Source organism: Pedobacter chitinilyticus (assembly GCF_003313385.1).
In the GTDB taxonomy this organism is placed as follows: Bacteria; Bacteroidota; Bacteroidia; order Sphingobacteriales; family Sphingobacteriaceae; genus Pedobacter; species Pedobacter chitinilyticus.
The window spans coordinates 562,483-575,901 of the sequence record NZ_QMHN01000002.1 but is presented as its reverse complement, the minus strand read 5'-3'; the positions used below and the strand labels follow the sequence as shown (position 1 = coordinate 575,901).

At 39.7% G+C, this 13,419-nt stretch carries 8 protein-coding genes; 4 read left to right on the top strand and 4 right to left on the bottom strand.

The window, feature by feature from the left end; all coding sequences use genetic code 11:
• Positions 1 to 83: 83 nt before the first annotated feature.
• Positions 84 to 1,139: a sensor histidine kinase gene (locus tag DUT70_RS09260; protein WP_113647035.1), complete on the bottom strand. Its 1,056-nt coding sequence runs from the start codon at positions 1,137 to 1,139 to the stop codon at positions 84 to 86.
• Positions 1,140 to 1,240: 101 nt separating this feature from the next.
• Between DUT70_RS09260 and DUT70_RS21475 the strand changes: the two genes are divergently transcribed.
• Positions 1,241 to 1,366 carry a hypothetical protein gene (locus DUT70_RS21475; RefSeq protein ID WP_262512178.1) on the top strand — a complete coding sequence of 42 codons (126 nt, stop codon included), beginning with the start codon at positions 1,241 to 1,243 and terminating at the stop codon, positions 1,364 to 1,366.
• Between the two features lie 6 nt (positions 1,367 to 1,372).
• Here DUT70_RS21475 and DUT70_RS09255 read toward each other — a convergent pair whose 3' ends face one another.
• Positions 1,373 to 2,092, bottom strand: coding sequence for a LytR/AlgR family response regulator transcription factor (locus tag DUT70_RS09255; RefSeq protein ID WP_113647034.1), 720 nt, complete (start codon positions 2,090 to 2,092; stop codon positions 1,373 to 1,375).
• Between the two features lie 522 nt (positions 2,093 to 2,614).
• Positions 2,615 to 2,968 (bottom strand): winged helix-turn-helix transcriptional regulator, encoded by a 354-nt coding sequence (locus DUT70_RS09250; protein WP_113647033.1) that lies wholly within the window; start codon positions 2,966 to 2,968, stop codon positions 2,615 to 2,617.
• A 98-nt stretch (positions 2,969 to 3,066) separates the two neighbouring features.
• On the opposite strand from DUT70_RS09250, the gene DUT70_RS09245 reads away from it, so the two are divergent.
• Entirely contained in the window at positions 3,067 to 3,597 is a 531-nt protein-coding gene (locus DUT70_RS09245) for an NAD(P)H-dependent oxidoreductase (protein WP_113647032.1), read from the top strand.
• Positions 3,598 to 4,118: 521 nt separating this feature from the next.
• Here the strand turns inward: DUT70_RS09245 and DUT70_RS09240 are convergent.
• Positions 4,119 to 5,180 carry a fatty acid desaturase gene (locus DUT70_RS09240; RefSeq protein WP_113647031.1) on the bottom strand — a complete coding sequence of 354 codons (1,062 nt, stop codon included), beginning with the start codon at positions 5,178 to 5,180 and terminating at the stop codon, positions 4,119 to 4,121.
• Between the two features lie 400 nt (positions 5,181 to 5,580).
• On the opposite strand from DUT70_RS09240, the gene DUT70_RS09235 reads away from it, so the two are divergent.
• Positions 5,581 to 9,720 (top strand): hybrid sensor histidine kinase/response regulator transcription factor, encoded by a 4,140-nt coding sequence (locus DUT70_RS09235; RefSeq protein WP_113647030.1) that lies wholly within the window; start codon positions 5,581 to 5,583, stop codon positions 9,718 to 9,720.
• Between the two features lie 511 nt (positions 9,721 to 10,231).
• Positions 10,232 to 13,414 (top strand): SusC/RagA family TonB-linked outer membrane protein, encoded by a 3,183-nt coding sequence (locus tag DUT70_RS09230; RefSeq protein WP_113647029.1) that lies wholly within the window; start codon positions 10,232 to 10,234, stop codon positions 13,412 to 13,414.
• The last annotated feature ends 5 nt before the right edge of the window (positions 13,415 to 13,419 follow it).

The window sequence follows — 13,419 nt, the reverse complement described above, 5'->3', positions numbered from 1 at the left end:
GCGTAATGGCATTAAAGAATTGAAGCCCTAACTAACTTTAAGATGTTCTTTAGTTATTTTAAGCCTTACCGTAGCATGTCGAATTAGCTTTTTGGTATAAATCGGATATTTAGCTCAGTCAAATAATATTTACCCTGCGTACCATATTTTAATTGAGCGTTTTCACCATAAGTGTCATATAATCTAGATTGTATATTGATCAAGCCATTTCCTGTACTTCGTTGATATTCGTTACCGCCCCCTTTAAGATTACTTGTAGTGAAGATAAACCCATCGTTGTTACCATGGAAAGTAATTTTGGCGGGATCAGCGGCATCCATCAAATCACCATGCTTGAAGACATTTTCAACCAAAGTCAATAAAATGATGGGAATTAATTGTGCTTCCTCATCTTCTAGTTTGGCCTCGAAGCTGATAGACAGCTTGCCTCCAAATCTCATCTGATTTAATTTGATGATATTCTCGATTTGTGCCAATTCCTGTTTAATGGGAATGAGACCATTTGCCGTTTTCTCCATTGCAAAATGCATTAGCTCTGATAGTCCTACAATGGCATCATCAACTTGTTCGGGCTTGCGCTTGCTGGCATAACGTACAAAGTTGAGCATGTTAAATAGTAAGTGAGGATTGATCTGAGCTCTCAAAAAATCCCGTTCTGTTCTTATCAGTTTGGCATTTAATTGCTCCATAGCCAACGCTCTTGCCATTTCATCTTTTGCTCGTTGAAGGTAGGTGCGTAAAAAATAATAGCCAGAAGAGAACATCAGGAATAGGCCGCTTCGCCAAATGGTGGTAATGAAAAAGCGGCTGTCAAGCTGAAGCGGCGATTTGCGTAAGTGCAGTACTTCTAAACCATAGCTTAACAAAACGGTGACGCCCACATAGGCCGTAATCTCTATGGCGAAAAGAAAAGGCAAACGCCAAATCGTCTTTTTGCCTTGGGCAAAGGACTTTGGCAATACGATATGTGCATGCAGGTAGAAAAGTGAAATGTTAAGCCCGTAAAATGAGATGTAATACACCACATTGGCATACTGTCCACTGATCATGCCAGCTACCAAAACCTCGTAGGCTATGAATACCAGCCAACAGATGAGGTGCACTTTGAAGATTCCGTTTAAACGATATTGAGGGTTCATATAATGTTTGCAGTACTTGCTATAATAAAAATGTTTAAGCGCTAGCTTCAAAATATTCTTGGCAAAAAAAAGCCATGAATTCAACTAACAGAAAAATCAAAATGAGAACAAGGTTCGCATTTAAAAAAACTTCCAACGACAGCTTTAGTACTGATCCAACAACAGCCACCTCTACAACTGTCACCACCACGTATATTATTACGACACTTTTAGGTGGTAGAAAATAGCCATAGCTAGGGTCTAAGGGTGCGTTTCCGGACAAATTCGTGGAACGCACTCCTATGGGTTTCTCCTACAGTATAAACTTGATCGTTCGTCAATCTTATCATATGCCCGTCAACCGTTTTCACATGGTCCATGTTCACCATTACCGATTTGGATATCCGATAAAAGTTTTCGTATTTCCTTAATTGCTCAGCTACCGATTTTAAGCTCATGTAGGTCACATGCTCCCCATCGGTACTTCTAATGGTTACATAATTTGCCATTGCTTCTATTGCATACACCTCTCTCAGTACCAGTTTACTAAAACTGTTCTTGTGTCCACCCTTAATGAATACTAGTTCTTCCGACTGTTGTTCACTATGTCGGCTACGTTTCTGAACCACCTTCAACATCGTATTCACCACGGCCTCTGTACTTACTGGTTTAAGCAGGTAGCCCGAGGCATGAACATTAAAGGCTTCAAAGGCGTAATCCCGATAGGCTGTCACATAAATCAGATGGTCACAATAGGCCTTTAAAAGCTCCGCTGCTGCTAACCCATTTAACTTAGGCATCTGTATGTCGCAAAAAATCACATCTATGTGTCCTATTTCCTTCACAAAGGCCAAAGCTTCCGAAACATTATCAAATTCACCACTTACCGAAATACCAGGCACTCGCGCTACGATATCCGACAGTTCTGCAATTGCATGCGGTTCGTCATCAATAATTATACTCCATATCTCCATAATCTCAGCACTTGTGTTAGGTCATCGCTAATCTATAAAAAATACCAACATGATTATATCAACTAACCTGATAAATGAGTAATGGTTTGGAAAAATGACCCATGCTTGTTGATCATGGCTAATGGAGGTTTAGAATAATATTTTGGGGGTTTAGTATAATCTATTAGGATAAAAGCATCAATGATCGCATATTTATATGGAAAAGCTCAAAATCATACACGCTCTCAGTTAACGCTCTCATTACGGACATTTGTAAAGATCGGATACGATGGACGTTGCGCTGCCAATAGGGTAGCGCCTTTTTTTTCTTATATGTACATGTTGCGTTTAAGAAATTCCGGTTAATAGTTTGTTTGCTAGGTCAGGTCGGGGAAATGCTCTATTTCCCTCTTCCTGTTTTCTACAAAATTTGTCAATCCTTTACCTTCTAAGATTCGCCATAATAATAACCTGGTGAGGTTTAACTTATATTTGAATGCCTTATTTAAGATTTAAGATTTTTAAGTTGAATACAATCAGGTTTTACAAACTCTTATGCTTCTCACCCCATTTTTCAAGCAATTTAATTACGGGACCTAGGTCATAGCCAATTTCGGTGAGTTCGTAATCTACACGAGGTGGTACTTCTGCATATACCGTACGTTTAACGATCTTATTTTCCTCCAATTTACGCAATTGTAAAGTAAGCATGCGTTCGGTAATGGTCGGCAGAAGCTTCTTAAGCTCTCCAAATCTAAGTTTGCCGTTTAATAACCAAGAGCAGATGACCAATGCCCATTGTCCACCGATAATGTTAGCGGCATATACCTCCGAACATTCTTCCATTAGTGCCTGTTTATTGGCGAAATTGGTTGAACTTTCTTTGATTTTCGACATTACTTACATTTTTTATAGTACCCTACATTGGGTTGCTAAGCTACCAAAATAACCTTAAGCTCCTTAGTTTTGCCTTGTAAAACAATGGTAAAGAAAAGATGAAAACATTAGTGATTGTTACCCATCCTGATATTGAGACTTCGGTAGTGAACAAGAGATGGATAGAAGAATTGAACAAATACCCCGATTTATATACGGTACATCAATTACACAAAGCTTATCCAGATGAGCAGATAGATGTACAGGCAGAGCAAAGGCTGATAGAACAACATGATAGAGTGGTGTTTCAGTTTCCGTTTTACTGGTTCAGCTGCCCTGGATTATTGAAGAAATGGTTGGACGTAGTGGTGCTTCATGGTTGGGCGTACGGAAGCAAAAGCGGTTACAAAATGGCCAACAAGAAAATTGCGCTAGCCCTTTCCGTTGGGGTAGATGAACAAGACTACCAGCATGGACAACGCTATAAATATACCATGGAAGAACTGCTAAGACCTTTTGAATTGAGCTTCGAATATGTAAAGGCAGATTACAGATCCTTTTTTGCCTACTACGGAATGGAGTTTGACACTTCCGCAGCATGGGTAGAGAAAAGTGTCCCATTGTACATGGAGTTTCTAAAGGCATTATAAGCTGGAAACTATCGTGATGTAGGACTGATCTTTTTTATCGTTTCGTCAATTATTGACACCCATAGCGGGCCGATTTTTGTAATTGTGCCGATTTTTGTTTAAAAGTGCGTGATGCCTATAAACTTTTCTTGTGGCTTTACTAGGTTTCGGAAGTTTACAAATAGGCTAATATTAAATTCCGCACTTCTATGGCTATCCGTCATTCTTGGTTTCTAGGTTGAAAGCTTCCTGCCGATAGCTTGGACCTGTCAACCATAAGTTGACGCCTTGCTGCTTATGGCGGGAGCCCATTTACCATAGGTTGATACCTTGCTGCTGACGGCAGCACGCCGTCAACCTATGGTTGACGAGGCAAAGCGCTAGAACGGAAAGGTTTCCACTTAATTTTTGAGTCCCTTTGCCCAAAGCATGTGCTTTAGTGCCTATTGAAATATGGGTAAATCAACAAATAGCCAACCAAATTGCTAATACAAAGTAGAGTTATTGCTGCTAGTTAAAACCTTTCGCAAATAGCTCAGCAGTTACTGGACTGTTTGTTCAATAGGTTGAAGCAGTTCAGGTTTAGTTTTACTTGGTAAGTAATGCTGGATATAGAACTGTTTCTTGAAATCCTTATACTGTTTCACTGCACCCAAAGTATGCATTACTTTGATGTAATACCAAGCCAAGTCAATTTGATGGGGTTTAAAGCCACTCCTGGCACTTTTAGGATATAAGTGATGATTGTTGTGCCACTCGCCCGCTACAATACCAGGCCATAGCTGGTTAATAGAATTGTCTTTCAGGTTATAATCTGTTCCAACCTTCTTTTTGTCGTCGCCTTTACCATGTCCTTCATAATTGAAAGTACGTACACCAATGCCCCAAAAACCTGCAGCGCCAAATAGGGTACAAGCCAATGCATGTCCGCCTATAAGATAAAATGCGGCGTACCAAAAAGCCCAGTTTAAGATCCACGAAAGAATGGCCGATTTAGGGTTGACATATGACCCCCATTTAAGGTATTGAGCATAAGTATTTGAAGTAACTCCTGTATGCTCCATCAATTGCTGAACACGGGTAAATTCTGCTTCATTAAGGTCTTTGGCAATTGGTTGGTGATTAACATCGGCTAAGAAACAATATAAAAAGCCTGCTTGCGCATTGTAAGGATCTCCAGGCTTATCTGAAAGGGAATGATGAACATGATGGGAAATCACATAAATCTCCTCTGGAATAACGTTGATGGTTAAGTTTTGAGTAAAGAACCGCCAGTATTTGTTACGGAAAGTATAAGCACCGTGGGTACAATAACGATGGTGCCAAATGGTGCCATGCGTACCCATGATGATCATGCTGTAAATGAAGGCCGCTAAAATGGTCCACCATTCTAAAAAGTAAATGATAAAGATAAAGAAGAACGGAATTAAACATAAAATTTTAATCCAGCTTAAAAGGGGCAACCAATTTTTCTTATCCTTAAAAATGTTTAGTCTGCTAAAAAACTCCTTGAAAATTTGTTTAGGGCTAGGTGTAATCAAATGACCATTATGATCCTTCCAACCGTACGTTGGCGGCTGTAGAATTCTTTCAAAGAAATGCATTAGCTGAATAGTTGTTTTAGGTTTACAAATTCCTTCAAAGAATTTGTACGTAAGGTATCATAATTTTTTAAGGAATAATGAATTTATTTCCAGTGTTTTAAAATTAATGTTTGCTAAGCGGGTTTTGGTAGTAGAGGAATGATGCGGGAGCAAACCTCGTAGATTTTCAAAACCTACGTGGTTTTTGTGTTAGGGTGGTTTTAAGACTTGCAAAGTTTTTAAACAGCGAAGCCTTTAGCTTCACCTTAAAAATAAAATATAAATGCAGTTAAACGTCGTAAGTCTGTAGGTCTTCTTGGCGACATTATCAAATGAACTAACCAGTGCGTTGTCGAATTAACCAAACATTGGGTGATTATCAAAGGAATAAATATCTTTACAACAGCTAACCACTTTCCTGTTGATATCTAGAGTTACCATATTTGCCCTTTTTGGATGGTTGTTTTGTGCCCTTACTAGCGTAAAAGCGCAGCAAGAATCCATCAAATTTAACCACCTGTCGTTTAAAGAAGGATTGGCACAGAGCCCTATTGCTACGATTGTAAAGGATAGTAAGGGCTTTATTTGGCTAGGCAGTTGGAAAGGCCTCACCCGTTACGATGGTTATACTTTCCGTACATTTAAGCACGACAATCATCAACCAAAAAGCATTAGCAACAATAGAGTTAATGCCATTGTCGAAAATAAAGATGGGCAACTTTGGATAGCGACCTCTAACGGATTGAACATTTACAATCCCGCAACGGAAGTGTTTAAAAGGGTAGACATTAGGGATGTAAAGGGCGGAAGGAACTATATTTCTTCTATTTTAATAGATAGTTATCGTAACGCTTGGGCAGCAACTTTTGATGGTATTAAGCTGGTAGATACACAAAAATGGGTGTTGAAAGAAGTAGTAGGTCTTAAGGACACCACCATTAACAGCTTATACAGTGCCGTTACCTTTATCATGTTTCAGGATAATGCTAAAAGGATATGGGTGGGTTCAAAAAATGGGGTTAAGGTATTTGATCCTCAAAGAAAAAGATTAATTCCGCTGCCTAAAGGCATTGCCAGTTCCAAAGAGTTGATGGCTGCCAAGATCATTGTCATTAAGCAAGATCAGTCAGGTAATTTATGGTTTGGTTCCGAAACCTCGGGTTTATTTAGATATGAGCCCAAAACAGACCAACTGCGTAGCTTTAAGCACGAGGAAAGTGACGGTAAAAGCATTCTTTCCAACTGGATCAGGGATATTTATGTATATGATCAACGCCAGATTTGGATAGGCACCCGCAATGGTTTAAGCATATTCAATACCAATACACAACATTTTAGCAATCATACGCATAGTGCACTGAATCCAAATAGCTTAAGTGATAACACCATTTGGAGTTTTATGCACGACAATGCTTCGGGCATTTGGATCGGCACCTTTGCAGGGGGCTTAAACGTATATTATCCTTCCAATTCCAACTTTGGAAATATTGGCGAGCGTATTGGCGATAGGATGGGCTTATCTCATTTGGTAGTCAACGCTATTTCCGAAGATAAAAACGGTGGCCTTTGGATTGGCACTTACGGTGGAGGAATTAATTACCTCAATAGAAATACAGGCGCTTATCGCTACTATGATATTAGAAATGACCAGAAACAAACCCGTAATGGAGTAAAATCGTTGGCCGAAGATGCATACGGTAATTTGTGGGTAGGTACTTTAGACGGTTTGTGCCATTTTAACAAGGAAACTAAGAAGATCCGCTTTTTTAAATTTGCCGTTACCCAAGGGAAGTTCAGCGAAAACCTCATCAATTCCATCATTCCAGAGAAGGAAGGGGTTTGGGTAGGTACTAACGGTGGTGGCCTGCGCTACTTGCGATCTGATGGCTCCTATCGCACCTTTGTGCACTCGCCAAAAGACAAGGCAAGTATTAGCGATAATTTTGTGGTCGCCTTAATTAAGGATAACCAAAACAACCTTTACATTGGAACGCAAAACGGTCTTAACTACTACGATAGAAAAACGGATAGCTTTAAGCGGTTTGTAAAGCGAAACCAACCCAATACACTGAGCAACAATAGTATCATTACGCTCTTTAAAGATTCGAAGAATAGGGTATGGATAGGTACTGATGGTGGCGGTTTGAACTATTACAATCCCGATACCCAAAAGTTTTATGCACTGAATGAGCAGGAAAACCTTACGGATGAAGTGGTGCATGCCATTGTGGAAGATCAGCAGGGAAATATATGGTTAAGTACAGATAATGGTTTATACCAACTCCGTTTTAAGAATTTTCAACTTCCATTTAATGCTAAAAACGTAGAGGTAACGCACTACAATGCCGACGATGGGCTGGCAAGTAACCAATTTCAAACCAATGCAGGTTTAAAGTTAAAGAGCGGTGAGTTGCTTTTTGGCGGCATTAATGGCCTAACATCTTTTTTCCCCAATCAACTCATTAAAAATAAGATCAAACCTCAAGTAGCCTTTACTGATTTTTTAGTGAGGAATAAACCTGTGCTTGTTGATTCGACGGGTTCGCCGTTGAAAAAATCGGTGACTTTCTCTGATCATATTGAACTTAAATACGATGAAGGTTATATCACTATCAAATTTGCAGCATTAAACTTTATCAATCCAGAAAAGAACCAATATGCCTATAAAATGGAAGGCATTAGAGGTGATGATTGGCACTACTCGGGCACGCAACGTGAGGCCAATTACACCAACTTAAGTCCAGGAAATTATACTTTTAAGGTAATGGCAGCCAATAACGACGGTTTGTGGAATACAGAACCCATTACCTTGGCCATTACCGTGTTACCGCCATGGTGGCAAACCTGGTGGGCATTTTTAATTTATGGTGCCATTCTTTATTACATAGCAGCCACTATTTATCAGTTTCAAAAGAATCGTGCAAAGCTTAAAAGGGAATTATACCTCGAACATTTGGAAAAAGAACGACAAGAGGAACTGCACCAGATGAAGATTGATTTCTTTACTAATATTTCGCACGAGATCAGAACACCTTTAACCTTGATATTAGGTCCGTTGGAGAAAATGCTGAACAGTTCAACACTCAATGTCACCTTACACAAGCAGTTGGCACAGGTGCAGCATAACGCCAGCAGGCTAATGCGATTGGTGACTGAACTGATGGACTTTAGAAAGGCAGAAAGTGGCCACATGAAGTTGTCTTTTTCTGCTTGTAATATGGTGCAATTTGTAGAGGAGATTTACCTTTCTTTCCAAAGCTTGGCACAGGATAAACAAATCATTTATCAATTTGAAAGCAACGTAGAAAAGTTAGAGGTGTTTTTTGATAAGGATCATTTGGAAAAGGTGGTATTTAACTTGCTTTCTAATGCCTTTAAGTTCACCCCAGAAAAGGGGAAAATTATAGTCGCTATAGAACAACGTGGAGAAAAGGCAGTGTTAAAGGTTATAGATAACGGAAAGGGGATCTCTGAAAAGAATATCTGCCAGTTATTTACCAAATTCTTTCAAGTATATAATGAAGAAGTTTCTAATAGTGGTTACGGTATTGGACTGGCTCTCTCTAAAAATATTGTAGAACTGCACCAAGGTACTATCGAAGTAAGTAGCGATATCGCTGATGAGGCTAACCGAAAAACGACATTTACGGTGACTTTACCATTAGGTAATGCCCATTTAGATCAACAAGCTATTATTCCAGAGTATATGAACAGTGACAATCCTGTTCACTACTATTTGCAATCTGCAGCCAACGAAGTGATTGCTACACCAGCATTGGAGGTAGGGGGGCAAGCTTATACCTTGTTGGTAATTGAAGATAACCTAGAGCTGCGTAACTTTATTAAAGAATCGTTCCAACAACAATATCACATTTTAGAAGCAGCTAATGGAGTAGAAGGATTGGAAAAAGCCATAGCGCAACTTCCCGATTTGGTGATTAGCGATGTAATGATGCCTGAAATGGATGGATTGGAATTTTGTAGACATCTCAAAACAGATGAACGGGTAAATCACATCCCAGTTATTTTACTCACCGCTCGTGCGGCCTATATTCATCAGATCAACGGCTACGAAAAAGGTGCCGACGCCTACATTACCAAGCCTTTCAGTATCCAAATTTTGGCGCTGAACATCAAGAACATCCTAGCTACAAAAGAAGCTACTCGGCAAAAATTTGTAAGGGATATTTTATTAAACCCTGCACCTGTTCAAATTGAAACTGCTGATGATAAATTTTTGGTGAAGTTGATGAAGATCATTGAAGAAAACCTTGACAATACCGACTTTGATGTAACCGCCTTAACACAGGCAATTGGCATGAGCAAAACGGTGCTCTATAAAAAGGTACAAGCCATCACTAACCTATCTGTAGCTGATTTGATCAAGACCGTTCGCTTGAAACAAGCCGCTTATTTATTGGAGAAAAATCAGATGAGCATTTCAGATATTGCCTTCGCCGTAGGCTTTAATGATCGCAAATATTTTAGTAAGGAATTTAAAAAGCAATACGATATGTCCCCGTCGGAGTATATAGCTGCGAAATTAGGGATTAGGAGTTAGTTACTAGTGGTTAGTTTAGCTAGTGGTTAGGAGTTAGTAGTTAGGAATTAGTAGCTAGGAATTAGTATTAGTTGTCGGCTCATCAGTCCATTGTAATAATTGGTCATTTATCATGGTTCTTACCCGCTGGTTGCTTGCTTTGTCATCCGGAGCGCAGCGAAGGATCCCCAAGCTTATCCGTACTTCTATAAATCATTAAATTAGCACGTCATCACATTCGTTAATTAATCCTTAAAAAATCATCATTAACCATTATTAAAACCAAATTTACCCCTAAATAAGGAAGATTTTACCCTTACAATTTCCTTTCGTTCAAACATCTTTGCTATAACCAAATATTGTATGATGATACCACTACTGAACCAAATGCGGGGTAAACTACCTGATCCTTTCCTTTATTCAACAAAGGATAATCCATTACAGCTTTCTTATAATCCAATGAATAGCCACTACTGCAAACTATTTGCGGCGGTTACTATATTATAAATCAACCAATATTTAACCTAATTGAATGATACTACTTTACAAAAGTTTTAGTTTTTATTCGAAGCGTACCATGCGCCCAATAGCCAGCCACTTAAAAAAGACATTGTTGCTGCTGCTATTGTCAACATTTAGTAGCATGCTTTATGCCCAAAACCGAACCGTTACAGGAGTGGTTAAAGACAATCAGGGCTTACCAATACCTGGCGCTTCCATTAAACTTAAGATAGGTGGCACCACTGCTGTGAGTGATAGTGATGGTAAATATGCCATCTCTGTACCGTCAACACCTGTAATATTAGTCTATAGTTTTATTGGCTTTGTAGCACAGGAAATTAGTGTAGCACCAGGCAATAATGTGCAGAATGTATCCTTAAAAGAAGACAATACCAATTTAAATGAAGTGGTGGTAGTGGGGTATGGTACACAAAAGAAATCGACCTTAACAGGAGCCATCAGTACCATTAGTAGTAAAGAAATCTTGCAATCGCCAACCTCCAATGTTACCAATAGCTTAATAGGTAGAACCCCAGGTTTAGGTGCGGTGCAACGTAGCGGGCAGCCAGGCTCTAACAGTTCGGTTATCAATATCAGAGGTTTGGCTACCTATAACGGTTCGGGCGCTATAGTAGTGGTTGATGGAATAGAGCGCCCAGACTTTGGTGATATTGATCCCAATGAAATAGAAACAATTAATGTTCTTAAAGATGCTTCTTCAACCGCAACCTTTGGAATTAGGGGAGCTAACGGGGTCATTATTGTGACCACTAAATCAGGTAAAGAAGGTAAACCAAAAATCAGTTACAGTGGTAACGCCAGTATCCAAAGTTATACAGGTATTCCGAAAGCATTAGATGCGTATACCAACGCCTACTTAATTAATGAAGCCAACAGAAACGATGGTTTTGAAAGCGTGACCTGGAGCGATGCCGCATTACAAAAATTCAAAGATGGATCAGATCCTATTGGCTATCCAAATATTAATTGGTTTGATTACGTTACCCGAAAATCTTATCCGCAAACCCAACACAATGTCAACGTGAGTGGCGGGACCAAAATCATCAAGTATTTTGCTTCCGTGGGTTATCTTTTCGAAGATGGTATTTTCAAGGAATTCGACTCTCCGTACCAAATCAATTCGGTGCCTAACTACAATCGTTATAACTTTAGGTCCAACTTAGACATCAAGCTTACCGAAGATTTAGAAGTAGGCATTAAGTTGGGTGGTCGTCTACAAAAGCGTTACCAGCCCAGCGGTTTACGCTCTGGTACTGGTTCTTTTTCTTACGATAATGTAGAGGCAATGATTTCCCGTATTTTACAGGTACCTGCTTTTGCTTATCCAGTTACTTTGCCTGACGGACGCTTGGCCCAAAACCCAAGTGTGGGTACCAACATCTGGAATCCACTTGGTGTGTTAACCCGCTGGGGAACTCGTTATGATGATTTCAACAACGTGCAAAGTACCTTCAATGTCAACTATAACTTAGGCAAATTGGTAAAAGGACTATCCTTTAAAGCCAATTTAGGTTACGATTCTTATTTCGAAAACACTACCCGTCGTAATGCCAGTTGGGCAGCCTATGTAATTGACAGAGATACGAAAGAAGTAACCATTGCAGGTGACAGACCTCGTGATGAACCGTTAAGTGGTTTAGTGAGTGAAAACGGTGGTACCATACACACTAATTTACAGGCAGGTTTTAACTATAATAGAAGTTTTGCCAAACACAATATTACAGGCCTAATTTTGGGAACCCGCCAGTTGATCAATGTACAAGGATCTACAGCGACCACCGCCCCGCCTAGGGCTTCGCAAGGTGTGGTTACCCGTGTTACCTACAACTATTCAGATAAATACTTCGCAGAGTTTAATGCGGCTTACAACGGTTCGGAAAACTTTCCAGTAGGCTTAAAGTATGGTTTCTTCCCCGCAGTTTCGGCAGGCTGGACCCTTAGCAACGAGGAATTCATGAAAGGCGCAAAGTGGATCAACTATTTAAAAATCCGTGGAAGCTACGGTTTGGTAGGTAGCGACGAAATTGGACAACGTTTCCTTTATATTACCAGTTACTTGCGCAATGCAGCAGGCTTTACGGCGTCAACCCCTGCTTACAGCCGTCCAGGAATGCCAGTACACTTTGGCGATCCAACCAGTGTGGTAACTTATCCAGTAGTTTATTTGCCCAACAGCAGCATTGGTAACCCAGAAATTACTTGGGAAACAGGTTTGAAAAGAAATATTGGGGTAGAAAGCAAGTTCTTCAAAAACTCCTTATCTATAAATATCGATTTGTTTGACGAAACCCGTAAGGATATTCTTACTTCTAGAAACTCAGGCTTGACCAGTTTGGGACAAGGTTATCCAGCACTTAACGTAGGTGAGGTGTATAATAAAGGTTATGAAGTAGAGCTAGATTTTAACAAGCAAAAAGGCGATTTGATTTATGGCATAAATGCACAGGTTTCTTTCGCTCGCAATAAGATCAATAGCAGGGATGAACCTATTGGTGCACCATCTTATCAAAAACAAGAAGGCAAAAGAGTGGGGCAGTTCTTTGGCTATGTCACCAACGGTTTTTATACTTCGCAACAAGATATTGATAGTTATGTACCCAATGAACTGGGCAAACCAATTCCTGGCGATTTAAAATATGTAGATATTAATGGCGATGGACGAATCAATAGTGACGACCGTACGGCCATTGGTTATTCGAGAGTGCCCGAATATATTTTCAGTATTTCCCCACGTGTTTCTTATAAAGGATTTTCAATTTCCTTGATGTTTCAAGGCGTTACCAATGTAAGCTCCGATGTAATTTTAACAGAGCAGAATAACGGACAACAGATGTATGAGTTTATGTTGAATCGCTGGACACCACAAACGGCCGCAACCGCTACTTGGCCAGCCTTGCACTCTCGAGGAAATACTTTTATCAGTTATCAGCTGAACGATTTCATTTTGCAGGATGCTTCCTACATCAAATTACGTAATGCCGAAATTTCGTACACCTTGCCAGCTAAATGGTTGCAACCGCTCAAAATACAATCGTTGAGGATCTTTTTAACAGGACAAAACTTGGCGACTTGGACTCGTTTCAAGATGTACCTAGATCCTGAGAACATCAATACCAGTAACGCTGATTTTTCAAAACAATCTATCTATCCCACTTCAAGGATATACAACCTAGGTGTAAACATTCAATTATAACATGA

Excerpts from the sequence above, each read along its gene's own strand:
- DUT70_RS09260 (WP_113647035.1), bottom strand. The coding sequence starts at position 1,139 with ATGAACCCTCAATATCGTTTAAACGGAATCTTCAAAGTGCACCTCATC.
- DUT70_RS21475 (WP_262512178.1), top strand. The coding sequence starts at position 1,241 with ATGAGAACAAGGTTCGCATTTAAAAAAACTTCCAACGACAGCTTTAGT.
- DUT70_RS09255 (WP_113647034.1), bottom strand. The coding sequence starts at position 2,092 with ATGGAGATATGGAGTATAATTATTGATGACGAACCGCATGCAATTGCA.
- DUT70_RS09250 (WP_113647033.1), bottom strand. The coding sequence starts at position 2,968 with ATGTCGAAAATCAAAGAAAGTTCAACCAATTTCGCCAATAAACAGGCA.
- DUT70_RS09245 (WP_113647032.1), top strand. The coding sequence starts at position 3,067 with ATGAAAACATTAGTGATTGTTACCCATCCTGATATTGAGACTTCGGTA.
- DUT70_RS09240 (WP_113647031.1), bottom strand. The coding sequence starts at position 5,180 with ATGCATTTCTTTGAAAGAATTCTACAGCCGCCAACGTACGGTTGGAAG.
- DUT70_RS09230 (WP_113647029.1), top strand. The coding sequence starts at position 10,232 with ATGATACTACTTTACAAAAGTTTTAGTTTTTATTCGAAGCGTACCATG.